24 protein-coding genes and 1 other annotated feature are annotated in these 24,179 nt (G+C 49.8%); of the genes, 2 read left to right on the plus strand and 22 right to left on the minus strand.

The genetic code is table 11. The annotated features are described in order from the left end of the window. Positions 1 to 5: 5 nt before the first annotated feature. The 11 genes from aspS to BM124_RS11615 form a co-directional block, all read right to left on the minus strand. The gene (gene aspS, locus BM124_RS11565) at positions 6 to 1,781 is read right to left on the minus strand and encodes an aspartate--tRNA ligase (protein WP_093337733.1); all 1,776 of its coding nucleotides are present in this window, start codon (positions 1,779 to 1,781) and stop codon (positions 6 to 8) included. After that, on the minus strand, positions 1,778 to 3,061 hold the full coding sequence (gene hisS, locus BM124_RS11570; RefSeq protein WP_093337850.1) for a histidine--tRNA ligase: 1,284 nt from the start codon (positions 3,059 to 3,061) through the stop codon (positions 1,778 to 1,780). The genes aspS and hisS overlap by 4 nt, the downstream gene beginning before the upstream one ends. Before the next feature lie 64 nt (positions 3,062 to 3,125). Next, positions 3,126 to 3,355, minus strand: a binding site (T-box leader). Between the two features lie 58 nt (positions 3,356 to 3,413). Then, the gene (gene dtd / locus BM124_RS11575) at positions 3,414 to 3,857 is read right to left on the minus strand and encodes a D-aminoacyl-tRNA deacylase (RefSeq protein ID WP_093337734.1); all 444 of its coding nucleotides are present in this window, start codon (positions 3,855 to 3,857) and stop codon (positions 3,414 to 3,416) included. Positions 3,858 to 3,881: 24 nt separating this feature from the next. Next, the gene (locus BM124_RS11580; protein ID WP_093337736.1) at positions 3,882 to 6,062 is read right to left on the minus strand and encodes a RelA/SpoT family protein; all 2,181 of its coding nucleotides are present in this window, start codon (positions 6,060 to 6,062) and stop codon (positions 3,882 to 3,884) included. A gap of 166 nt (positions 6,063 to 6,228) precedes the next feature. Then, complete coding sequence (locus BM124_RS11585; protein ID WP_093337737.1) at positions 6,229 to 6,744, minus strand: adenine phosphoribosyltransferase; 516 nt, start codon at positions 6,742 to 6,744, stop codon at positions 6,229 to 6,231. After that, positions 6,734 to 9,106 (minus strand): single-stranded-DNA-specific exonuclease RecJ, encoded by a 2,373-nt coding sequence (recJ, locus tag BM124_RS11590; protein ID WP_093337739.1) that lies wholly within the window; start codon positions 9,104 to 9,106, stop codon positions 6,734 to 6,736. Before recJ ends, BM124_RS11585 begins: the two co-directional genes overlap by 11 nt. Before the next feature lie 81 nt (positions 9,107 to 9,187). Then, complete coding sequence (locus BM124_RS11595; RefSeq protein WP_425288586.1) at positions 9,188 to 9,517, minus strand: LapA family protein; 330 nt, start codon at positions 9,515 to 9,517, stop codon at positions 9,188 to 9,190. A 4-nt stretch (positions 9,518 to 9,521) separates the two neighbouring features. Beyond that, a complete protein-coding gene (locus tag BM124_RS11600) occupies positions 9,522 to 10,421 on the minus strand; it encodes a cation diffusion facilitator family transporter (RefSeq protein WP_244504318.1) in 900 nt (299 codons plus the stop codon). A 74-nt stretch (positions 10,422 to 10,495) separates the two neighbouring features. Next, positions 10,496 to 11,446 carry a protein translocase subunit SecF gene (gene secF / locus BM124_RS11605; protein WP_093337740.1) on the minus strand — a complete coding sequence of 317 codons (951 nt, stop codon included), beginning with the start codon at positions 11,444 to 11,446 and terminating at the stop codon, positions 10,496 to 10,498. Further along, positions 11,433 to 12,740 carry a protein translocase subunit SecD gene (secD, locus tag BM124_RS11610; RefSeq protein ID WP_093337741.1) on the minus strand — a complete coding sequence of 436 codons (1,308 nt, stop codon included), beginning with the start codon at positions 12,738 to 12,740 and terminating at the stop codon, positions 11,433 to 11,435. Before secD ends, secF begins: the two co-directional genes overlap by 14 nt. A 218-nt stretch (positions 12,741 to 12,958) precedes the next feature. After that, a complete protein-coding gene (locus BM124_RS11615) occupies positions 12,959 to 13,288 on the minus strand; it encodes a post-transcriptional regulator (protein ID WP_170841117.1) in 330 nt (109 codons plus the stop codon). A gap of 116 nt (positions 13,289 to 13,404) precedes the next feature. Between BM124_RS11615 and spoVB the strand changes: the two genes are divergently transcribed. Beyond that, positions 13,405 to 14,946: a stage V sporulation protein B gene (gene spoVB, locus BM124_RS11620; RefSeq protein WP_093337744.1), complete on the plus strand. Its 1,542-nt coding sequence runs from the start codon at positions 13,405 to 13,407 to the stop codon at positions 14,944 to 14,946. On the opposite strand, the gene BM124_RS11625 is transcribed toward spoVB, so the two are convergent. Together BM124_RS11625 and BM124_RS11630 are read right to left on the minus strand one after the other, a co-directional pair. Then, positions 14,943 to 15,590: a DUF421 domain-containing protein gene (locus BM124_RS11625; protein WP_093337746.1), complete on the minus strand. Its 648-nt coding sequence runs from the start codon at positions 15,588 to 15,590 to the stop codon at positions 14,943 to 14,945. The two genes, spoVB and BM124_RS11625, sit on opposite strands and share 4 nt — an antisense overlap. 69 nt (positions 15,591 to 15,659) lie before the next feature. Next, on the minus strand, positions 15,660 to 17,018 hold the full coding sequence (locus BM124_RS11630) for an ArsB/NhaD family transporter (RefSeq protein ID WP_244504319.1): 1,359 nt from the start codon (positions 17,016 to 17,018) through the stop codon (positions 15,660 to 15,662). 91 nt (positions 17,019 to 17,109) lie between these two features. Here BM124_RS11630 and BM124_RS11635 point away from each other — a divergent pair, with 91 nt between their 5' ends. Then, positions 17,110 to 17,484: a TIGR04086 family membrane protein gene (locus tag BM124_RS11635; RefSeq protein WP_093337857.1), complete on the plus strand. Its 375-nt coding sequence runs from the start codon at positions 17,110 to 17,112 to the stop codon at positions 17,482 to 17,484. Between the two features lie 166 nt (positions 17,485 to 17,650). On the opposite strand, the gene yajC is transcribed toward BM124_RS11635, so the two are convergent. The 9 genes from yajC to BM124_RS11680 all read right to left on the minus strand — a co-directional run bounded on the left by yajC (position 17,651) and on the right by BM124_RS11680 (position 24,121). Beyond that, positions 17,651 to 17,914, minus strand: coding sequence for a preprotein translocase subunit YajC (gene yajC, locus BM124_RS11640; RefSeq protein WP_093337747.1), 264 nt, complete (start codon positions 17,912 to 17,914; stop codon positions 17,651 to 17,653). 60 nt (positions 17,915 to 17,974) lie between these two features. Beyond that, positions 17,975 to 19,114 carry a tRNA guanosine(34) transglycosylase Tgt gene (tgt, locus tag BM124_RS11645; RefSeq protein WP_093337749.1) on the minus strand — a complete coding sequence of 380 codons (1,140 nt, stop codon included), beginning with the start codon at positions 19,112 to 19,114 and terminating at the stop codon, positions 17,975 to 17,977. Beyond that, on the minus strand, positions 19,102 to 20,151 hold the full coding sequence (gene queA / locus BM124_RS11650) for a tRNA preQ1(34) S-adenosylmethionine ribosyltransferase-isomerase QueA (protein WP_093337751.1): 1,050 nt from the start codon (positions 20,149 to 20,151) through the stop codon (positions 19,102 to 19,104). Before queA ends, tgt begins: the two co-directional genes overlap by 13 nt. Before the next feature lie 53 nt (positions 20,152 to 20,204). Beyond that, on the minus strand, positions 20,205 to 20,423 hold the full coding sequence (locus BM124_RS11655) for a DUF2905 domain-containing protein (protein ID WP_093337753.1): 219 nt from the start codon (positions 20,421 to 20,423) through the stop codon (positions 20,205 to 20,207). Continuing rightward, a complete protein-coding gene (ruvB, locus tag BM124_RS11660) occupies positions 20,416 to 21,420 on the minus strand; it encodes a Holliday junction branch migration DNA helicase RuvB (RefSeq protein ID WP_093337754.1) in 1,005 nt (334 codons plus the stop codon). The genes BM124_RS11655 and ruvB overlap by 8 nt, the downstream gene beginning before the upstream one ends. Positions 21,421 to 21,449: 29 nt before the next feature. Further along, positions 21,450 to 22,049 carry a Holliday junction branch migration protein RuvA gene (ruvA, locus tag BM124_RS11665; RefSeq protein WP_093337756.1) on the minus strand — a complete coding sequence of 200 codons (600 nt, stop codon included), beginning with the start codon at positions 22,047 to 22,049 and terminating at the stop codon, positions 21,450 to 21,452. A 74-nt stretch (positions 22,050 to 22,123) separates the two neighbouring features. After that, positions 22,124 to 22,408: a BofC N-terminal domain-containing protein gene (locus BM124_RS11670; protein WP_093337757.1), complete on the minus strand. Its 285-nt coding sequence runs from the start codon at positions 22,406 to 22,408 to the stop codon at positions 22,124 to 22,126. Between the two features lie 62 nt (positions 22,409 to 22,470). After that, on the minus strand, positions 22,471 to 23,220 hold the full coding sequence (locus BM124_RS11675; protein WP_093337759.1) for a YebC/PmpR family DNA-binding transcriptional regulator: 750 nt from the start codon (positions 23,218 to 23,220) through the stop codon (positions 22,471 to 22,473). A gap of 175 nt (positions 23,221 to 23,395) precedes the next feature. Further along, positions 23,396 to 24,121, minus strand: a complete 726-nt coding sequence (locus BM124_RS11680; RefSeq protein ID WP_093337760.1) for a YhcN/YlaJ family sporulation lipoprotein — start codon at positions 24,119 to 24,121, stop codon at positions 23,396 to 23,398. Between the last annotated feature and the right edge of the window lie 58 nt (positions 24,122 to 24,179).

Genomic DNA, 24,179 nt, shown 5'->3' on the forward strand with positions numbered 1-24,179 from the left:
CATACTTACTCTTCTTCCCGGGGAATCACTTTCAGATCGAGTTCATCGAGCTGGCTGTCGTTCACCTCTCCGGGAGCTCCGGTCAATGGATCGCTCGCACTGGCGGTTTTCGGGAAGGCTATTGTATCCCGCAGATTATTGCTGCCGGCCAGAATCATGATCAGACGGTCCAGCCCGAGTGCAATGCCTCCGTGCGGCGGAGTGCCGTAGTCAAAAGCATTCAGCAGAAATCCGAACTGCTCTTCTGCTTCTTCGCGGCTGAAGCCGAGTGCTTTGAACATTTTCTCCTGCAGATCTCTTTCGAAAATACGCTGTGAACCGCCCCCGAGCTCGTAGCCGTTCAGCACGAGGTCGTAAGCTTCCGCTTTTACTTCTTCCGGACGGTCGTCGAGTTTATCGATATCTTCCGGCATGGGTCTTGTGAATGGATGATGCATCGCTGAGTACTTTCCTGTATCCGGATCGTATTCCATCAGCGGGAATTCTGTCACCCACAGGAAGTGAAAGGCATTCTCGTCAATAAGTCCGAGTTCTTTTCCAAACTTCAGACGAAGCGCTCCGAGCGCGTCGAATACAATCTGATGCTGATCCGCGCCGAAAAACAGAAGGTCGCCGGCTTCGGCATCCATCGCCTGGCGGAGCGCGGCTGTTTCTTCATTGGTAAAGAATTTGGCGATCGGGCCTTTCAGCTGGTCTTCCTCCACTTTCAGCCACGCCAGTCCTTTCGCGCCGTAAATGGCCACGAATTCGGCTTGATCATCGATTTCCTTGCGGGACATCGAATCGGCCACTCCCTTAACGTTTAATCCTTTGACAATACCGCCGTTTTTAACAGCGTCGGTGAATACTTTAAAGCCGCTTTCTTTGACGATATCGCTCAGTTCCACCAGTTCCATGCCGAAGCGGGTATCCGGCTTGTCAGATCCGAAACGGTGCATCGCCTCTTCATACGTCAAGCGTTTAAACGGCGCCTCGATATCGACGTCGTGAATGTCTTTCATCACCCGGCGCATCATGTTTTCCATCATCGGAAGGAAATCTTCTGTATTCATGAACGACGCTTCGATGTCGACCTGCGTAAATTCCGGCTGGCGGTCGGCACGCAGATCCTCGTCGCGGAAGCAGCGCACGATCTGATAGTATTTTTCAAAACCAGACACCATCAGCAGCTGTTTAAACAACTGCGGGGACTGCGGCAGCGCATAGAACTGCCCGTGGTGCACCCGGCTCGGCACAAGATAGTCACGTGCGCCTTCCGGTGTGCTCTTTGTGAGCATCGGGGTCTCCATCTCGAGAAAATCCTGTTCATCCAGAAAGTCCCGGATTATCTTTGTCGTGCGGTGGCGCATCTTAAATGTTTCACGCATTCCCGCGCGGCGGAGATCGAGATAACGGTATTTCAGACGCACATCTTCGGACACGTCGGTTTCGTCTTCCACCTGAAACGGCAGCGGCTTCGCGTCATTCAGGATCGTTACTTCCTCCACCTGGACTTCGACGGTACCGGTCGGGATTTTTTCGTTAAATGTTTCCTCATCCCGCTTCACGACAGTTCCTTTTACATGCAGCACATACTCATTTCTCACTTTATCCATCGTTTCGAGGGCTTCATTCGATATTTCCGGGTTTGCAACGATCTGTACGATGCCGCTGCGGTCGCGCAGGTCGATAAATATGACCTGCCCGAGGTCCCGTCTCGTCTGGGCCCATCCTTTTAATTCAACGATGGAACCAATTGCCGATTCCGTAATGTCTGTACAGTAGTGTGTTCGACCTATCATTGTTTTTCCTCCTTCAATCGCTCGTACAAACGGGCTGGAAGCTCACTTACCGCAACTTCCTCCTGGCCGCCGCTCTGCATGTTTTTCAGATTGATAATGCCGGCATTCCATTCTTCCTCTCCAAGCACTGCAGTGAAGAGAGCCTGGTGCCGGTCGGCGGCTTTGAACTGTCCTTTCATTTTTTTATTCATGTAATCTTTATCCGCAGATATCCCCGCACGGCGGAGTTTTGTCAACAGCGCTGTCCCGGCCTTATCCGGTTCGTCTCCCTGTGTGACAAGATAACAATCCAGACCCCGCTGCATCGGAATCTCCACGTTTTGTGCGTCCAGTGCCATCAAAAGCCGTTCCACGCTCAGCGCAAAGCCGATGCCGGGGGATTCCGGGCCTCCGAGCTCTTCTACCAGACCGTTGTAACGTCCTCCGCCCATCAGGGTGGAAATTGCACCAAATCCCTCTCCTTCAATCATGATCTCAAAGGCGGTGTGGTTGTAATAATCAAGACCTCGCACAAGATTGGAATCCACTACATAAGAAATGTCCATTTTATCCAGCAGTTCTTTTACCGTTTCAAAATACCGGGTCGAATAGTCATTCAGATAGTCCAGTATAGACGGTGCATGCTGCATGAGCGGATGATCTTTGTCTTCTTTGCAGTCGAGAATGCGGAGCGGATTTGTTTCCAGACGGCTCTGACAGTCGCTGCAGAATTCGCCGATGCGCGGGCTGAAATGACTGATCAGCGCCTCACGGTGGGCGTTTCTGCTTTCGTGATCGCCAAGGCTGTTCAGAACAAGTTTCAATCCCTTCAGTCCGGCTTCCCGGTAAAACTCCATCGCAAGCGAAATGACCTCCGCATCGACCGCCGGATCGTCACTGCCGATCGCTTCCACGCCGAACTGTACAAACTGCCGCATTCTTCCGGACTGCGGGCGCTCATAACGAAACATTGGTCCCGTGTAATACAGTTTGTCCGGCTGGTCCGGGAGACCGAACCGTTTGTTTTCGACGTATGAGCGTACGACCGAGGCGGTGCCTTCGGGCCTAAGCGTCAGACTGCGGCCGGAACGGTCTTCAAATGTGTACATTTCTTTCTGTACAATGTCGGTCGTATCACCAACGCCGCGCTGAAACAGTTCGGTCTGCTCAAAAATAGGAGTGCGGATTTCGGCGTAATTGTAACGGCGGCAGATATTGTGCCAGATGCTTTCCACATACTGCCACTCCTGCGACCGTCCCGGCAGAATATCCTGCGTTCCTCTCGGGATTCGTATATTCATATCTACGGCTCCTTTCTCCATGTAACTCCGGCAATAAAAAAACCCGTCCCCTCCGCATTAACATACGAGGGACGAGTTATTCCCGTGGTGCCACCCTGCTTGAAACATATTCTCCATGTTTCCGCTTCTTTCACGTTAACGCCTGAATACGTCCGTCCCTACCAACGCCGTGTGCCTTCGAAACGGAGCCTCGAGAGTGTCTTTCAACGAGGGAGACGTGGAACTGTTTTCAGCTGCGGCAGTTCCTCTCTGCAACGTCTTACTCCTGTTTACTTTCTCTGTCTTCAGCCTTCTGCATTTTTCATAACTGATATATATCTTACGAATCTCCAGCCCGATTGTCAAGGGATGCTCAGGACGGGGAATCGAGAACGAAGGTGACCGGACCGTGATTCGTGAGGGAAATGTTCATTTCGGCTCCGAACCGGCCGGTTTCGACTTCCGCTCCTTTTTCAGCAAGCCTCCCGTTAAACCGCTGGAACAGGGATTGGGCCTCCTCCGGCGCTGCAGCCTGCATAAAGTTCGGCCGTCTCCCTTTTCTGCAGTCCCCGTAAAGCGTGAACTGAGGGATAGACAGAATTTTTCCGCCCTGGTCCAGAAGAGACTCATTCATTTTTCCCGCGTCATCTTCAAAGATACGCAGGTTCACGATTTTTTCGGCCATCCAGCTGATATCGTCGTTGGTGTCTTCGTGCGTGAATCCAACGAGTGCCACCAGACCGTGCTCAATAGAACCGGTAACGGCTCCATCCACTTCACAGCTTCCGCCGCTTGAGCGCTGAATGATTACTCTCATTGTTCTCGTCCTTTCTTTTCCACCTTACTGAACCCTGCGCCGTACGGAATAAATATCGGACAGTTTTTTCACTTTTTCCACCACCCGGTGAAGGTGGCCGATGTTGGCTATCGAAATCGTTACATCAATGACTGCCACTTTGTTTTTATCGGAACGTCCGTTGACAGCCGTAATGTTGGTTTTCGTTTCAGTTACGGCCTGCAGCACTTCATTTAACAGACCACGGCGGTCGTACCCGGTGATCTCGAGATCGACGCTGTAATTTTTACGTTTATCGTTTACTGCTTCCCATTCCACTTCGAGAAGACGGGATGTCTCCTCTACATTTTTCACGTTTGGACAGTCTGCGCGGTGTACCGACACCCCGCGCCCCTTGGTGATAAAGCCGATGATTTCATCGCCCGGAACGGGATTGCAGCATTTGGAAAGCCGGATGAGCAGGTTGTCCATCCCTTTGACGTTCACGCCGGCGCTTGTATTTTTGGACTCGGTCTGTGTCGTTACTTCTTTCACCGCTTCTGCAACCGGCTTTTGTTCTTCTTCCTGCTCCAGCTGCTGGCGGATTTTATCGGTGAGTCTCGTCACAACCTGTTTCGGGCTGAGACCATTATAGCCGACGGCAGCGAACATATCCTCTTCGCTTGAGAAACTGAACTTCTCCGCTGTTTCCTGTTTCGTGTCTTCTGTCATCACCTGTTTTGTATCAAAACCCTGGTTCTTTAGTTCCTTTTCGACCATGTCCCTGCCTTTGGATATATTTTCTTCCCGCCGTTCTTTCTTGTAGAACTGCTTGATTTTGTTTTTGGCATGGGAACTCTGAGTCAGTTTCAGCCAGTCCTGGCTCGGGCCGTAGGAATGCTTGGACGTCAGCATTTCGACGATGTCCCCGGTATTGAGCTGATAATCGAGGGGAACCATCTTGCCGTTCACCTTCGCACCGATCGTCCGGTTGCCGATTTCGGTATGAATCCGGTACGCAAAATCAATCGGCACCGATCCGCGCGGAAGTTCGATAACGTCTCCTTTCGGCGAAAAAACAAAGACCATGTCGGAAAAAAGGTCCATTTTCAAGGATTCCATGAAGTCCTGGGCATCCGCCGTTTCGTTCTGCCATTCAATAATCTCACGGAACCAGGTCAGCTTGTCTTCAAGAGACGTACCTGATGCTGTTTTTCCTTCTTTGTAGGCCCAGTGGGCGGCCACACCAAATTCCGCCACACGATGCATATCCTCCGAGCGGATCTGCACCTCCAAAGGTTCTCCTTTCGGCCCGATCACCGTCGTATGCAGGGACTGATACATGTTGGCTTTAGGCATCGCAATGTAATCTTTGAAACGTCCCGGCATCGGTTTCCAGCACGTATGAATGATACCGAGCACCGCATAGCAGTCTTTAATGCTTCGGACAATGATGCGCACGGCCAGGAGATCATATATCTCGTTAAACTGTTTCTTCTCTTTCACCATTTTCCGGTAAATGCTGTAGATATGCTTCGGCCGTCCGTATAGTTCCGAAGCCTCGAGACTCGTCTGATCCATATTTTTCTTTATTTCATGGATCACTTCATCAATATACTGCTCCCGCTCGGCACGTTTTTGCTTCATCAGGTTTACAATGCGGTAATACTGCTGCGGGTCCAGGTAACGGAGCGCCGTGTCTTCGAGCTCCCATTTTATCGTGGATATACCGAGCCGGTGGGCCAGCGGCGCAAATATTTCCAGCGTCTCATTTGAAATTCTGCGCTGCTTGTCCGGCGGAAGATGTTTCAGGGTGCGCATGTTGTGCAGACGGTCGGCAAGCTTGATTAGAATCACCCTGATGTCTTTGGCCATTGCCACGACCATTTTGCGGTGATTTTCCGCCTGTTGTTCTTCTTTGGATTTATATTTTATTTTTTTCAGCTTGGTGACGCCATCCACCAGCATGGCCACTTCTTCATTAAACGCTTCTTCGATATCCTCGACTGTCACTTCCGTATCTTCCACAACGTCGTGCAGAAAGGCTGCAGCCAACGTATTCGGATCCATCTGAAGTTCGACCAGAATCCCAACAACCTGAATCGGGTGCAGAATGTAAGGTTCGCCGGACTTGCGGTACTGGTCCTTATGAGCTTCTTCAGCATAATGATAAGCACGCTGCAGAAAAGAAACGTCATTTTCCGTCAAAAATTCTCTGGATTTTTCGAGCACTTCATCGATGGTCATTCAATCACCCTGCAAGCCTTTCTAAAATGATTCGTATAGTATATTATCTTGAAAATTTTCTTTTCTGTAAAGGATAAAGAATTTTGTCGAAAAATGAAGAAAAATGAAGCATCCCCAACGCTGTAATAGTAAAAAGTGCTCCTGTCAAAGAGCACTTTCCGGACTTTTATTCGAATGTGACGAGGGAAAAGATATCATAGCCGTTCAGATTGTCCCGTCCGTTTAAGTACGACAGTTCGATCATGAAAGCCATGCCTGCCACGTTTCCGCCCAGTTCTTCGACCAGCTGGATGGTGGCGTTTACTGTTCCTCCAGTTGCGAGCAGATCATCGGTGATCAACACATTTTGACCGGGGAGAATCGCGTCTCTATGAATGGAAAGACTGGATTCCCCGTATTCCAGACCGTAGTCTGCATCCACGGTTTCACGCGGGAGCTTTCCTTTTTTGCGCACCGGCACAAATGCTTTTTCAAGCGTATAAGCAATGGGACAGCCGACGACAAATCCTCTGGCCTCCGGTCCGACAACAACATCAATCCGGCGGTCCGCGGCAAACGCGGCCATTTCATCCACCGCCTGTTTATAAACCGGGCCGTTCTGCATCAACGTCGTAATATCTTTGAAGCGGATACCTTCCTGCGGGTAATCTTCAATAATAGTGATATAATCTTTAAAATCCATGGCCTACCTTCTCCTTTGTTTCATTATTACCGCCGGCTGCCTGGATAAACAGCGCCAATCTTTCTTTCAGTTCCGTGTATGTAGAATACAGCAGCACCTGCTCTGCTTCCCGTTTATCCCTGTGTTTCTGATAGGAAACAGAGTCAAGCAGATCACGTTTGGCTGGAGCTTCTTTCGTTTGGACAATACCGCTTTCCATTGTAACAAAGTCAAGCTCAAAAAACACATGACTCATAAAAGAAACAGTATTGTATGTCCAGCCTTTCCTCTGCGCCAGTTCTTCGCCGTGTTTTTCCAGGTTAAAACTTCCCCGTTTTTTCAAAAAACCGTAATACCATTTAAAATCTTCTCTGCCGGGATCCTTCTGAAAATAAAGAACATCGTCGGACCGGAAAAACACATATACGTTCTCCACATCCCGAAGCTGTGCAAGGCAGTCATTTAGATCGCTCATCTGGATGGGCATATCGGCAAATATGAGGTTGGGAGCCTGCCTTGGAGAAGAACACACATCCTGTGCCGAAAGAACGTTTTTTTCCGGAAACATCGAAGCAAGACGGCGGACGTTCTCTTCGTGAAAAGAAACGACCACCGCAGCCGCGTCAGGAAGCCGGCCCACTGTCTCTTTTATATCCTTCTGCTGACGCTTATCGAAAAGCTGCCACTGGTCCACCGCCAGATCTTTCAGGAAAAGCTGCGGCTTGCGCCAGCCGTTCCATTCGTTGATGGAAAGTTCTCCGACGGCGCGCACAGAAGCATTCTCGGTCGTATAATCATCCAGACTTCCAAGATGAAAGCCTACGCCGTCGAGACGCTTTCCGTCCTGTTCGAGTTCCAGTTTCAGATGATTTTTTGCGCTCCCGATTTTCCGTTTGGATGCCAGTGTTACATCCTGCAGCATAAACACCGGTTTCGGATTGCCGACCCCAAACGGGCCCAGTTTCTGCAATTCTTCCAAAGCCGTTGTTGTCACATCACTCACAGCAACTTTCATATCAACGGTGGTGGACGGAATAAAATCATCTTCCTCAAGAGACACGGCAGCCTGCTCTTCCAGCCGCCTTCTTAATTCATCAATATCACCCGGATCCATCGTCAGTCCGGCTGCCATCGTATGACCACCGAAATGCGGCAGAATATCCCGGCTTTGAGAAAGCTCGCTGAACATATCAAATCCTTGAATACTGCGGGCGGAACCTTTTGCTTCCCCGGTTTCTTCGTCAATTCCGAGAACAATCACCGGTCTGTAAAACTGTTCAATCAGTCTGGAAGCAACGATTCCGATAACGCCGGGGCTCCACCCCTTGCGCGCAATAACAAGTGCCCTGTTTTGGGAGGGCGGATAGTGGTTCTCGACCTCTTCCACCGCTTCTTTCGTCATATCATTTACAATTTTCTGCCGTTCCCTGTTCAGGCCGTCTATCATTTTGGCCCACTCCCCGGCTTCTTCCTTGTCTTTGGAAGCAAGCAGATGGACCGCGGGGTCGGCCGCTTCCATCCGCCCTGCCGCGTTGATACGTGGTCCCATGGCAAAACCAACATGGTCTTCTTCCATCGCTCCCTCTTCAATGCCGCAGATACGTTTCAGTGCCTCAATGCCCGGCTTTTTGGATACAGCCAGAGCCTGCAGGCCGCGGGAGACCAGAATTCTGTTTTCATCGAGCAGCGGTACAAGGTCGCTGATCGTTCCTATTGTAAAAATATCCAGCAGGTGGGACGGGAATGAACCCAGTGCTGCTTCGGCGGTTTTCAGCGCCACACCGGCTCCGGCGAGTTCTTTGAACGGATAGGAACAGCCCGGTTTTTTCGGGTTGATAATGCAGTACGCATCCGGAAGTTCCGGCGCCGGCTCATGGTGGTCCGTCACAATAACGTCCAGTCCCATCTCATTTGCCGCCTTCACTTCCGGCACAGCTGCTATCCCGGTATCAACCGTAATGACAAGCGACGCTCCCTCTTTTGCCGCCTGCTCGAGGGCGGGGATATTCGGCCCGTATCCTTCGGTGAAACGGTTCGGAATATACCAGCCGAAATCGGCATTCAGTTCTTTCAATACATGCATCATGATGATGGTGCTTGACACACCGTCCGCATCATAATCTCCGAATATAAGTATTTTTTCTTTATTGTCCACTGCCTGATGTATTCGCTCCACAGCTTCCTGCATGCCGTCCAGCAGAAACGGATCATGAAGGCCGTCCATGGGTTTTTTTAGAAATTCAGATGCTTCTTTGATCGTACGGTATCCTCTTTTGGACAACAACGCTGCGGTCATGGAGGAGACGTTCAGTTCCTGTTCCAGCTGTTTTTTCCCGGAAAAATCAGCCTCTTCCATCATCCAGCGTGTTTTTGGTCTTAACATGACAAAAACCACCCCTGACCTACTCATTATACTAAAGCAGGGCAGGGGTTACAATTGGTGGCTTCGGATTCAGACGGCTCGTTATTTTGACGGCCGTGAATCAGTCGTGTCATCTTCGTCGGAACCTTCATCCTCCGCGAGGGATGAAGGTTTCTCTTTGTCTTCGCTTTTCCCCTGTGTCAGGCGTTTAATTTCCTGCTGCAGCCGGTATACTTTAATAATGCCGAGCGAACCTGTAATGACAGCCCCCATCAAAACAGATCCGAGTATGACAAGAATGAGCGGCCACTCCGCCGTCCCGAAAATATAATTTACTTCCACTCCATCTACGTTAATCACAGCAAAAACAGCAATAATAAGAGCCGCGGCAGCACCAAGTATTAATACAGACTGCCCTCTCATGGAAACCATCCTTTCAGTTTTCCTCTTCGTGCGGATTGATGTGTACAAACACGTCTTTCACTTTTTCATCCACCAGCAGATGTTCTTTCACTCTTTTGCCGATGTCATGGCCCTCCTGTACGGTGATGGAAGGATCAACGGCAATCTTGATATCAATGATGACGTAATGACCATGTTCTCTTGCAAAAAACTCATCCACGTGCAGCACACCGTCCACACCACTCACCTGCTTCCGCATCTCCTTCGTATCTTCGGCGTGAAGAACATGGTCGAGAGCATTATGAATCGACGTTTTACCGAGTGTCCAGGCCATTCTCATAATTAAAATGGATACAAACAGGCCGGCCGCAAGATCACCATACAGCATCCATGTAATATCCAGCTGATTTCCGGCTATCGAAGCCCCTACCCCGGCAAGAGCTGCCGCTGAAGAAAAAACATCAGAACGGTGATGCCAGGCGTCCGTGATGAGCGCTTCACTGTTATATTTATTTCCCAGGAAATGTTTGTAACGAAACATTCCTTCTTTTACTATAATCGAAAAGATAATGGCATACAGCGCTGCCGTTCCCGGAATGGATACCGGTTTATCCAGATCCTGAAGAGCATTCAGACCAATTTCCACTCCAACGACAAACAACAGAACGGCCACAATAATAGCTGTTACCGTCTCCGCTTTGCCGTGTCCGTATGGGTGGTCACGGTCAGGCGGAAGGTTCGCTGCCCGTACTCCAATTAATACCGCGACAGATCCGACTACATCGGAAGCTGAATGCACCGCGTCCGCCGTCAGCGCCCGGCTGTCCGTCATGATTCCGGTAAGCCCTTTAAAGATAGCAAGAAGAATATTCCCGGCAATGCCGATGACGGCTCCGAATCGTACCATTTGATATCGTTTTTCTTCAGTTTTCACCGGCACGGCCTCCCATTTCTGGTAGAGTGTACATGTATTATAACAAGGAAAAAGTCATGGTGGTATACCATGACTTACACTTCCGGTTCCATATCTTCCGTATCTTCTTTCTTCGGTTTGTTCCAGTTGCGCTGGATGCTTTTCCATTTCCAGGAGAGCCAGAGCTGGGACGCAAGGAACAGGGAAGAATACGTTCCCGCTACAAGACCGACAACAAGCGCAAACGAAAACGACCGAATGGCTTCGCCGCCGAACAGGAAGATGGCTCCCGCGGCGAATACGACCGTCAGCACGGTATTAATCGAGCGGACAAGTGTCTGATTCAGGCTGAGATCAACCACTTCGGCAAGGTCGTCGAACGACGTGATTTCTTCCTTAAAGCTCATGTTCTCGCGTATCCGGTCAAACGTCACTATCGTATCATTGATAGAGTAACCGACAATCGTGAGAACAGCTGCAATGAATGGAACGTTCACTTCAAACTGCACGATCGAAAACACGACAATAATGAAAAACGCGTCATGCATCAGCGCAGCGATCGAAGCAAGCCCGTACCAGAATTCAAACCGTATCGTAACGTACAGTATAATGCCCAAAGAAGCAATCAGAACCGAAACGAGCGCGTTCATCGCAAGTTCCTCTCCAACCTGCGGGGAGACCGTGCTTACGTTTGGCTGCTGCCCGTACTGCTCGCCGAAATACGTCTGGATTTCCGCGATTTCATCCTGGGACAGCGTTCCGATAAAACTGGCATAAGCCAACTCGTTATTATCCCCGGCAAGTGTGATCTCATCCGGTTCATAACCGTCTCCGATGGAGGCGAACTGCTGCTCCACTTCGTCTGCGGTCAACGTATCGTTGGCAAGCACTTCCACTTTCGAACCGCTTTGAAAATCGATGCCGAGATTCAGACCGGCAGTGAAAAGCAGGATAATACCGGCTAAAAGGAATACCACAGAAAAGGTAAAAAACTTTTTCCTGTGTTTGACAAATGGAATGGATCGTTTATTTTCACTGGGATTCATGGATTTGATTCTCCTTTACACCGAACACCCGCGGTTTCTTGTTAAAGATTCTGCTCTGCACCCACAGGCCGAGCAGCAGTCTTGAGCCGAACACTGCCGTAAGAAAGCTTGTCAGAATGCTGACAATCAGCATAACGGCAAAACCCTGCACCGAACTTGTTCCGTAATAAAAGAGAACGCCGGCGGCAAGAATCGTTGTGATGTTGGCGTCCAGTATCGTAGACAGCGACCGTCTACTTCCCGCTTTAAAGGCGGATAAAATCGTTTTGCCGGTCTTGATCTCTTCCTTGATTCGTTCGTAGGTGATGATATTGGCGTCAACCGCCATCCCGACACCGAGAATCAAGGCCGCGATACCCGGAAGCGTGAGCACACCCTGCATCCAGTTGAAGATGAGCAGCACAATGTAAATATAGGCGGACAACGTAACAGCCGCTATGATTCCCATAAATCGGTAGTAAGCAATCATATACGCAAGAATCAAGCCGATACCGATAAATCCGGCAAAAATCGTGTTATCCATGGCCTGCTCCCCAAGGGAGGCACTGACGGCATTCGAAGAAATCTCTTCCATATCCACCGGAAGCGATCCGGAGTTCAGAACCTCCGCCAGAAATTCCGCTTCCTGCACATCGAAATTCCCTTCGATTTGAATGTTCTGCCTGTAAAGCGGGTCGTCAACTACTGGAGCAGACAGATACTTCGGATCCTCTTTCTGAACTTCTTCTCTGAAGGAGTCTCCTTTTTCATAGTCGAGCCAGATGACAAGCCGGTTATTCGGGGAATCGTATTCGTTGATGATATTTTCTGTAACCTTTCCGAACTTATTGGAATCTTTCAGGGAGAGTGTAACAACCGGGTTATTTGCCTGGGTAAAACCGACACTTGCTCCGTTTTCCTGCAGAGCCTGACCGGTCAGTCTGACGTTATCATCTACGTCCCGGAAGCTCAGTTCCGCCTGCGTGGAGAGGAGTTCCCTTGCTTCCTGCTGATTTTCCACACCGGCAAGCTGCACCCGTATCCGGTTCTCTCCTTCGATCGTGATGTTGGGCTGCGATACACCGAGAACGTTTACCCTTTGGTTCAACGCACTGACGGTGGCCTGCATTGTTTCATCTGTGATTTCTTCTTCCCCTTCCTCAGCAGGCGAAACTTCATACAACACTTCAAAACCGCCCTGTAAATCAAGCCCAAGATTGATTCCTTTGGCGGTTCCCATGACGGTCTGCGAAATCACGCCGGCCAGTCCAAGGATAATCACAAAAAACGTGACAATTCTCCACTTCTTTATCATGAACGCTCCATCCTCCTTCAGCCGTCATCCTTTTACAGATAAGCGGACCTCTCCCATTTTCCCGGCAGCGCGGGCAGCCTGGAGCGCAGGAAAAAAGCAGCTGCCGGGCGGATACTGCAGCTTCAGCAGCCGGGCGCTGCCAGGGAATACGGCTGATTATGTACAAATTTACCATGTGTCGCGTCAGCAACAGGTTAATTATACTGATGCATTTTCTGTCATGTCAAATGACGGTCCGATGAACTGCCTGTCTCTATATCCTCCAAAAGCTCTCCCAAAGCCGTTTCTGAAGAATACAGCGATGCACTTTCTTTATAGGAAGCAATGGTGACATCATTCATGTAGTCACGAATGGATAAATGCATCACCGCCTGAACGAGCGCGTGTATCCGGAGACTGACTTCCTGTTTCTGCAGTTTTTTCATAGCAAGGGCCCATATATCCTCTTTCTTCACACTCGTATATCCAAACTGGTGAAACTCTTCCATTTTGCTTATCAGCGCCGGCTCTACATCTTCTTTCCACACTTCAAACGGCCCGGTATTCATCTTTTTGTTCCTCCTGTTTTGCAAAGTTGTCATGCTCGTCCCAGGGCTTTGCATATAAATGAAAGCACGTATTGGTTTTTACAGCAGCTTGATTTTCTCGGAAGGCAGGGCAGCACATGCAGACACGTACTTTCATTAAAGGGACTATTATATTAATAGCAGCAGGGCTCGCGACCCGTATCCTCGGTTTTATTAACCGCATTGTCACCGCGAACATTCTCGGTGCGGAAGGAATCGGGTTGTATAACATGGCCTTTCCTACGCTGCTTTTAATTATAACTTTAACACAACTCGGGCTTCCTGTGGCGATCTCTAAATTAACAGCAGAGGCCGTTCCAAAAAAAGACACCCGGAAAATGAAGCAGATTCTCGTCATTTCCCTGACCGTCACCGGTGTGTTGAGTGTGTTGTTTACGATTCTTTTAGTATGGAGCGCTTCGTTCTTTGCCGAATACTTCGTCACCGATGAACGGGCGCTTTATTCTCTTCTTGCGATTACTCCCATCATACCGGCAGCAGCCGTTTCGGCAGTACTGCGCGGGTATTTCCAGGGAAAACAGAATATGAAACCGACCGCGATGTCCCAGGTGATTGAGCAGATCGTGCGGATTTCTTTAGTGGCTGTGTGTACGAATGCTCTTCTTCCTTACGGCCTGGAATTTGCTGCGGCAGGAGCGATGCTTTCGGTTGCTGCCGGTGAAGGTGCCTCTCTTTTGTATTTAATGCGGCGCTTCACCTATGATAAACCACTTCCGCTGCGGCGTCGTTTTTTCCACTCCCTGAAAAGTGGAGGTCCCGTCTTTCAGGATTTGATGACCGTCGCCCTGCCTGCTACCGGCAGCCGGCTCGTCGGTTCTGTAACGCTGTTTATGGAACCGATCATCATCGCCCACAGTCTTGCCCTCGCTGGATACGCCACCGCTGCTGCCACAGCCCAGTACGGGGAGCTGAGCGGGTTTGTCATTCCCCTGCTGCTGCTTCCAACGTTTATCACACACTCGTTTTCTGTGTCACTCGTTCCCGCCGTCAGTGAGGCAGCTGCTGCAAAAGATTACGGTATGATACAAAGAAGACTCCGGCAGACACTGCGCACGGGGCTGATAGCAGGGAGTTTCTGCGCCTGTTTTCTGTTTGTCTTTGCCCGGCCGATCATGGATGTTATGTATGATTCCCCGGAGAGTGCTTACCTGCTGCAGATCATGGCGCCTTTCAGCTTGTTTTTGTACATGCAGGGACCGCTGCAGGCTGTACTGCAGGGATTGAACCTTGCCAGAACTGCCATGTTCAATACGTTGTCCGGTGCAATCATCAAAATGAGTCTGCTGTTTCTTTTTACGTCGCAGCCTGCACTGGGCATCAGCGGTGCCGCTCTTGCTATTGCTGTCAACATGGTCCTTGTGACCCTGCTCCATTTCAGGGTCGTAACAAAAGCCGCCGGATTGATTCTGGAAGGAAAAGCAGTGCTTTTCATCCCGGCTGCGGCCGCATGCTCCGTATTTGGAATCAACGCTCTTCTTACGCCGTTTGAGCAGACACATCCACAAATTATTCAGTTAACCACCGCGACCGCGGGAGCCGGACTGATTTTTGCGATTCTGTTATGGACAGCTGGATTTTTCAAGTGGTCGTACTGGAGAAAAATTTCTTCCATGCGTTAGTCATTTTTCTCATCAATATACAACACACCGTTTTCCTGAAGCACGCAGTAGGAAACATTTTTCACATAGTCAATTCCCGCTTTATGAAGTTCGCGCCGCAGCCACATTTCATCTTTTCCGGATTTCATGAGATGTTCCCAATGAATATGGCCGTCAATGATAAAAGGAAGCGGATAGGACAACTCTTCCGCTTCTTCGTTTTTTTCAAACACAGACAATTCCCCCGACGGTTCCAGAATGGCAAATTCCACGTCGGAAACGTCCTTTATGTCTTTCTGCCGGATCTGCATCAACAGATCATCAAAATTGTAGCGCTGCTTTTTCATCGCTTTTTCGTCTATGTTCCCATCCCGGATAAGGACCGTCGGACGGCCGTCCAGAATGTGGCGCATCCGTTCGCTTTTGAGAGACCACCACGCAAGAACGATCTGCAGGAGGGACAACACGATTATCGGGGCAAATGCCTTGATATAGGAAACATCCGTATCTTCCACCGAAACAACGGCAAGTTCGGCAATCATGATTGAAATGACAAAATCAAGCACCGACAATTCACCGATCTCGCGTTTTCCCATCATTCGAAGGACAATCAGAAGAAAAAAGTAAACGACGATTGTCCGAAGCACCATCGTCCATATTTCCACGCTATTCATCCACCTTTGCTTGACTGTGCCTCCTTTAGTATAGCCTGTACTTTTTTTTCCATGTATGTGTTAATAAAACAATAGATAGCGGAAGTAGATATAAATCGTGGAAACGACGAGAGAGACAATGGCGGCGGGCATGCCGATTTTCAGGAAGTCCATATAACTGAACCCATGTCCGGCCTTTTTAGCCAGTCCGGCTACGATCACATTCGCTGTCGCCCCGATCAGGGTGGCATTTCCCCCGAGACACGCACCAAGAGCGAGTGCCCACCAGATCGGCCGCAGATCACCGATGCCGTACCCTTCCATTTCCAAAATGACAGGAATCATGGCTGCCACAAACGGAATGTTGTCCACAAAGCCGGAAACAATCCCTGAAATCCACAGCATGGATAAAGAGGTGGCTGTCATCTCCCCTTCCGTCATAAAAATCAGACCACGTGCGAGCTCTTCCAGCAGACCTGTTTCTTCGAGGCCGCCGACGAGCATAAAAAGCCCGCCGAAAAAGAAAACGGTCGTCCATTCCATCCGCTGAAACACCTTCTCAGGATCTGCCTCTTCTCTTGTTAAAAAAAGCAGCAGCAGAGCGCCGGCCATCGCAATCGCCGTAATTTCCATCCGTAGCAGCGGCTGCATCATAAAAGCACAGATCGTGAGGACAAGCACGGCTCCGGATTTATACAGCAGGTTTTTATCGGTCACATAATCGGAGGCATCCAGTTTCTGCAGCTGCTGCCGGATCTCTGATCGTCTTTGTGCTTTCCACTCGCTCCGGTAATAATAAATGAGTCCGGCCGTAACAAGCAGAAAAATAACCAATGCCGGCGGTCCGAGGTGCAGCAGAAAATCATTGAACGTCAATCCCGCGGCCGCCTGTCCGATCATCAGATTCGGCGGATCTCCTATCAATGTAGCGGTGCCGCCGATGTTGGACGTGACGATAACCGCCATTAAAAAAGGAACCGGCTTCAGCTGCAGCATATTCGTAAGCGTAAAGACAACCGGTGTCACGAGCAGAACGGTCGTTACATTATTTAAAAACGCCGAACCAACCGCTGTCAGCACAGACAACAGAAAGAGCAGCGGCATTGGTTTTCCCTGTACAAGCTGTGCCGTTTTGACAGAGGCGTACTCAAACATGCCGCTCTGGCTTGTAATGGAGACGATGATCATCATCGACAGGAGAAGAATAATCGTGTGCCAGTCTATGTAGCGGAAGAAAACAAGCTGCAAATCCAGTATCCCGAAGACGACCATCAAAAGACCGCCTGAACATGCCACCAGCACACGGTCTCCTTTCTCCGCCATGAGCAGAGCATAACTGATGATAAAAATCGTTACGGCAGGGAGAACGTCTTCCACGAGAGCGACCACCTTTTTCACGGTTTGTACAAGTTTATGAAACACCTCCTGCAGTTTGAACACAAAAATCCGAATTCTGTTTTTTTGATATGTTTGTCTTCTATTTCCGCCACGTTTTCCATAAGCATGAAACAAAGCAAAGGAGGAGAGGAAAATGGAAGGAACAGGGAAGATCCGTGGAGCCGGAACCGGCATGATGATTATTGTCGGCATGCTGCTCGTCTCAGGTTTGGTGACGGCCACCATCCTTCGCTTCACATCGGTGTCTGAGGACTCTGTACGCTGGCTTCTATTGATAACCGCTATGATCAGTTTTTTTACAGGCGGGCTTTTTGCAGGAAGAAAAACAAAAGAGAAAGGAATGATGACCGGAGCCATTTCCGCGGCCGGTATGCTGCTGCTGTTTACCCTGCTTGAATATCTGGGGTTTGACAGTACCATCAGCGGCGGGCAGCTTCTGTATTTCGCTGCATTCGCGGCATGTGCTGCTTTCGGGGGAGTGATCGGCGTTCATTCCGCTTCCCGGTGACAAAGATGGACATACCGGACGGACCCTCCACGTAAATAAGAACGCTTCCGACTATCATGTATGATAGTCGGAAGCGTTCTTTTTTGGCCGGAGACTGCTATGTCACCGTCTCTTTCTTTATGAAGCCTATGCGTATTACAAAAGCTGTCGCTTATGTAAGCGGCCGCTAATCTTCATTGACGACTTCTCTGACGGAGTTGCGGTCAAACGTCAGTTTATTGTCATCGTCCACGGCAATCACGATTTTATTTTCATCAATGGCGTCGATTGTACCATGCATCCCGCCGATCGTAATAATACGGTCGCCTTTCTGCATATTCGCATGCATTTCCTTAATCTGCTTCTGCCGCTTCTGCTGCGGACGAATCAGCAGGAAATAGAAAATCGCGGCCATCAATATGAGCATAATTATTGGTGATAGTGATCCCATTATTCCCCTCCTTCCATTACTTCCCTATAAAACAGGCTAACACAAAACCTGAAGGATAAGCTAAAAGTTTTTCGCATCCGGGCGGTTGAAACCATACTGCTCAAAAAAATCGTCCCGGAAATCCAGAAGTCTGTCTTCCATAATCGCTTCCCGCACCTTTTTCATCAAGTCGAGCAGAAAGTACAAATTATGATAGGACGTGAGGCGGAAACCGAATGTTTCATTGGATTTGATGAGGTGTCTGATGTAAGCGCGGGAATAGTTCCGGCACACATGACAGCCGCAATCACTGTCAATCGGGCTGAAGTCCCTGGCATATGCCGCATTACGCACAACAAGACGGCCGCGGCTTGTCATACAGGCTCCATTACGTGCGATACGGGTCGGCAGCACGCAGTCAAACATGTCCACTCCACGGATGGCTCCATCGATCAGAGAATCCGCTGAACCGACTCCCATCAGGTATCTCGGCTTATGAATCGGAAGCAGCGGGCTCGTAAATTCAAGCACCCGGTTCATCACATCTTTCGGTTCTCCCACGGATAGTCCGCCTATAGCATAACCCGGAAAATCTAGAGAAATCAAATCATTTGCGGATTGTTTACGCAAATGTTCATATTCTCCGCCTTGAATGATACCAAACAACCCCTGGCTGTCCTTGTTCCGGTGAGCCTCAAGACAACGTTCCGCCCAGCGGGACGTCCGTTCCACCGACGCTTTCATGTAAGACTCTTCCGCCGGATAAGGCGGGCATTCATCAAGCGCCATCATAATGTCGGGGCCGAGTGCATTTTGAATCTGCATCGCTTTCTCCGGAGACAAAAACAGTTTCTCCCCGCTGATGTGATTCCGGAAATGAACACCTTCTTCTTTAATATTCCGGAAATCACTGAGACTGAACACCTGAAACCCTCCGGAATCAGTTAAAATGGGGCGGTCCCAGTTCATGAACGAATGCAGTCCGCCTGCTTCCTGCACGATATCCTCGCCCGGCCGGAGCCACAAATGATACGTATTACTCAAAATAATCTGGGCGTTCATATCCTCCAACTCTTCCGGGCTCAGCGTCTTCACGGTGGCAAGGGTGCCGACCGGCATGAACATCGGGGTATCGATGGCGCCGTGCGGGGTATGGATTGTACCGAGTCTCGCTCCGCTCTGTTTACACGTTTTTTTTAGTTCATAGGTTATTGCTGCCATCTATGCTGACTTCCCTTCATAATAAACATCGCATCCCCGAAGCTGAAAAAGCGGTAACGGTGCCCGACAGCTTCCTGATATGCCTGCATCAAAAATTCTCTTCCCGCCAGAGCGCTCACCATCATGACGAGCGTGGACTTCGGCAGGTGAAAATTGGTGAGCAGCGCGTCTATGCCCCGGAAGGTGTACCCCGGATAAATAAAGATATCCGTCCACCCCGATATCTTTTCAAATCTGCCGTTACCATCAGCCGCCGTCTCCAGCGTACGGGCGGACGTGGTGCCTACAGCAGCAATTTTCCCGCCGTTTTCCCTTGTTTCATTCAAAAGAAGGGCCGTTCCTTCACTGATTTGATAAAATTCCGCGTGCATGTGATGGTCCTCGACCGTTTCTGCCTCGACCGGCCGGAACGTACCGAGACCGACGTGCAGCGTAATAGTTGTCACGTGCACTCCTTTATGTTTCGCCTCGGCAAGCAGGTTATCCGTAAAATGAAGACCGGCTGTCGGGGCGGCGGCGGAACCTTCTTCTCTTGCAAATACGGTCTGGTAGCGCTCCTGATCATCCAGTTTTTCTTTGATATACGGAGGAAGCGGCATTTCACCCAGTTCCTCAAGAATTTCGAGAAAGACTCCGTCATAGCTGAACCGGAGCAGCCGGCCGCCGTGCTCCATCGTATCCAGGCACTCAGCTTTCAGCTTCGTTCCTCCAAAATACAAAACGGTGCCCGGTTTCACCCGCTTAGCCGGCTTGATCAACGTTTCCCAGACATCCTGTTCTTCCTGTTTCAGTAAAAGCACTTCGACCCGGCCGCCTGTTTCTTTTTCTCCAAACAACCGCGCGGGCAGCACCCGGGTATCATTGAGCACGAGACAGTCACCCGCATCCAGATAATCCAGGATACTCCGAAACGAGTCATGGTGCGTTTTCTCCGCTTTCGGATCCAGCACCATCAGCCGGGAAGCATCCCGCTTTTCAAGCGGCGTCTGGGCAATCAGTTCTTCCGGAAGCGAAAAATTAAAGTCCTCCACATTCATTTTCTTTCATACCTCACTTTTGTCTCTCCATACACGGCTTGAACAGCACTGGTCTACCGAAAACGTCCAATGATATAAAACACCAGGGACAGAATGATGCTTACGACGATACACGTGACGATCGGGAAGTAAAAGCTCGTGTTTTCGTTTTTTATAATAATATCGCCCGGCAGTCTGCCAAGCGGAATATACTTTCCACCTACCTGCCAGATCAGACCTGTAAGAACGAGCACGATCCCGAGGCCGATAAGGAGTTTGGGGATATCATTCACGGTCCGGCACCTCCAGCTGGAGATGTTCATAGACCAGGTTTGTCACCATCCGGCCTCTCGGGGTGCGGACGAGAAAACCAATCTGCATTAAGTAGGGCTCGTATACATCTTCGAGCGTGCTCGCTTCCTCCCCGATGGAGGCGGCGACAGCTTCAACCCCCACCGGGCCGCCGCGGAATTTCGTAATAATGGTGTGAAGAAGCTGGTGGTCAATGTCATCGAGACCGAGTCTGTCCACCTGCAGGTTCTCAAGTGCTGAGTCCGCTTCTTCAAGCGATATCGAATCTGCTCCTTTCACCTGTGCAAAGTCGCGGACCCGGCGCAGCAGACGGTTTGCCACTCTCGGTGTCCCGCGGGACCGTCTCGCCATTTCAAGAGCGGCCTGTTCTTCTACGGCAACCCCCATCATATCACCGCTGCGGGTTACAATGCGTGATAAGTCCTCTTCATTGTAATATTCGAGTCTGGAGTGCACGCCGAAACGATCACGAAGCGGAGAAGAAAGCATCCCCGCTCTCGTCGTCGCTCCGATTAATGTAAAAGGGGGAAGGTCGAGCCGGACAGACCGCGCCGTTGACTCTTTTCCGATAATAATATCAATACAGAAATCCTCCATCGCCGGGTACAGCACTTCCTCCACCGAGCGTGGAAGCCGGTGGATTTCGTCAATAAACAGAACATCCCCCGGTTCCAGGGCGGTCAAAACAGCAGCCAGATCACCCGGTTTTTCCACTGCCGGCCCGGAAGTCGTACGGATGTGCACCCCCATTTCCTGTGCAATAATCATGGCCAAGGTGGTTTTTCCAAGACCCGGAGGTCCGTATAGAAGGACATGGTCCAGACTTTCCTCCCGCATTTTCGCCGCTTCAATGAATACTTCCAGGTTGTCTTTCACTTTTTTCTGGCCGATGTATTGGCTGAAATCAAGCGGCCGTATGCTGTTTTCGGCGGCATCGTCTTCCGCGTATGCCGATTGGGATACGACTCGTTCTTCCATGATTGAAGCACCACCTGCTGCTTATCAGTTTAGGAAAGCATCCACTGCAATGCTTTTTTGACATATTCATCCGACGTTAACTGTTCCTGCTGCAGCGCCGGTTTTACTTTCTCAATTTCTTTTTCACCGTAACCGAGGGCTTTCAATGCTTCAAGGGCTTCCTCAAGCGCTTCATTGAATTCTTCTTCCGTCTGCGCGTAGAAGAGGGTGCCTGATGTATCATCGTTCATCACGTCCGTCAGTTTGCCTTTCAGATCGAGAATGATCTGCCTGGCTGTTTTCCTTCCCACGCCGGGGAATTTCACAAGAAAGGTCTCGTTTTCTTCTTCCACCGCCTGCACAACCTGAGCCGGCGCACCGGCAGCCAGCACTGCCAGTGCACCTTTGGGCCCGATGCCGGACACCTGCAGAAGCTGTTCAAACAGACCCCGCTCTCTTCTTGTCGGAAAGCCGTAGAGCCGCAGTACATCTTCTTTTACATATTGATAAGTGTATATGGTGACTTCCTCTTCCTGTCTGTCAAACACAAAAGGATTGGCACAATATATCAGATAGCCGGTATTCCCTACTTCAAGCGTTAAGGTTTCGCGCTCTGTGTGTACGATAGTTCCCCGCAAAAATTCAATCAACTGTCATTCCCTCTTCTCCTGCCGAACATGCTTTCCTTCTATCATAGCAGAATTGCTGCCGCATAGAAACCAGTTCATTTGCCGTGTTCGGACCGGCGCAGTGTGATCTCTTCCTGGTTCTGGTCCACAACCTTCCAGTCTTTGTATTTCATCCAGAAATCCGGCATCGACCAAACCGTTTCCATTTTCTTTTCAGTAACTATCTTTCCATCCGGCATTTCCTGCTCTAGAATCAAGGTGTAGCGGGCCGGTCCCGCTTTGCTGTCAGATGAGGAAAACGGCGCTTCGTGGAAACCGGCTGCGGCTGTGACAAACAGTAAAAGGAAACACAACGCCGCCCCTGCTGTTTTTTTATTCAAGACAAATCCACCCCTTTTTTACTGGACAGCGTGCCCGTTCAAAAAGGGGTTTATTCCACGTGTCAGGAAAGACGTTCCAGCTGTTCTTCTTCCACTTCAAAATTGTGGTACACATTCTGCACGTCATCGTTATCTTCGAGCGCATCGATAAGTTTCATCATCTTCTCCGCATGCTCATCGTTTAAGGCGGTATTCACATCCGGAAACAAAATGATCTCCGCTTTCGAGAATGTATACCCTTTATCTTCGAGCGCTTTTTTCACTTCCTCGAAATCATCCGGTTCTGTCTGAATATAGAACCAGCTTTCGTCGGAATCAATTTCTTCGCCTCCCGCTTCAATGGCTTCGAGCGTAAAGGCTTCTTCATCCATTTCTGTGTCCCGTTCAATGATCAGCTGCCCTTTGCGGTTGAACATGAACGACACACAGCCGTTTTCTCCAAGATTACCGCCATGCTTGGAAAAAGCGTGCCGGACTTCCGATACGGTTCTGTTTTTATTTTCGGTCAGCGTCTGAACGAGTACCGCTGCACCGCCAGGACCGTAGCCTTCATACGTGAATGCCTCGTAATCTACGGCGCCGCCTTCCCCGGAAGCCTTTTTAATCGTACGTTCAATATTGTCCGACGGCACGTTTTCTGCTCTTGCTTTCGTGAGGGCCATACGCAGACGAAGGTTCGTATCGGGATCATCTCCGCTCTCCCGAACCGCGGCGAATATTTCCTTCGACAGCTTCGTAAATACTTTTGCGCGTTTGGCATCCTGGCTTTCTTTTCTTCGTTTTATGTTATGCCATTTGGAATGTCCTGCCATTGTTCATTCCTCCTCTTTCTATCCATTTATAAAATATAGCATATTCAGCGCAAACATTGAAGGAAGGAGGCATCGCAAAACATATTCATTCCTGTTGTGCTTATGTGTTTAGACGGTTTCCATAATATAAACAAAGCGCTCCACCTGTAGAAACGGTGGAACGCTCTGTATTCTGTCAGCTGTTTTCAAAAGGTCTTCTTGCTGCATTGCCGATGTCGTTGATCATGTTGTTGATGGTGTCCCCGGCTTCATTAAGTCCGGTACCATTTTCCATATCATTTGCGAGCTGCTGGATGTCGCCGAATTTCTCGGAGTCGAACGTGACGTGTACATTTTTATTCTGCATTTTGGATTTCACACGGCTTTTGACTTTACCGGCAAGCTGTTCTGCTTTTTTGCCTTCTTCCGGTGTGTCAATGCCAAGTACAACGTCTTGTCCACGAACAATCGCACGGGCGTCATCGATACCTTCCATGCCTTCCACCTGTTTCTCAATGTTCGATGCCTGTCCGTTGTTTCCATCTGCACTGCCGTTATTATTCATGTTTTGATTATCAGCAGTGTTATCAGCGCCGCCATCATTGACATTCTGGGAATTAAGCATGCCGCGTTCGCCTACCATGCCGGGGCGGTCCCCGATCTGACCACGGTACCCGTTATTATTATTGTTGTTGTTACGTCCATACGTTCCGGCACCACGCCGCATCTGGTCATCTTCGGTCATCATATCCGTCATCGGCCCTTCTCCGCGGCGGCCGGCCTGGTCATTGTACCCGGTTTGGTCGTAGTTTGTGTTGTACCGGTTTGGTGCAGCACCCTGGTTCTCTTCGGCATTGCCGCATCCGGTGAAACCACCGGCGATAATCGCGCAGGCTGTCAATGTTATCGCTGTTTTCTTCATGAAAAAACCTCCTTTCACCCGTTAGTTTGGTTCAAGGAGGCGATTTTACACTGTCATT

Source organism: Salibacterium halotolerans, assembly GCF_900115625.1.
In the GTDB taxonomy this organism is placed as follows: domain Bacteria; phylum Bacillota; class Bacilli; order Bacillales; family Marinococcaceae; genus Salibacterium; species Salibacterium halotolerans.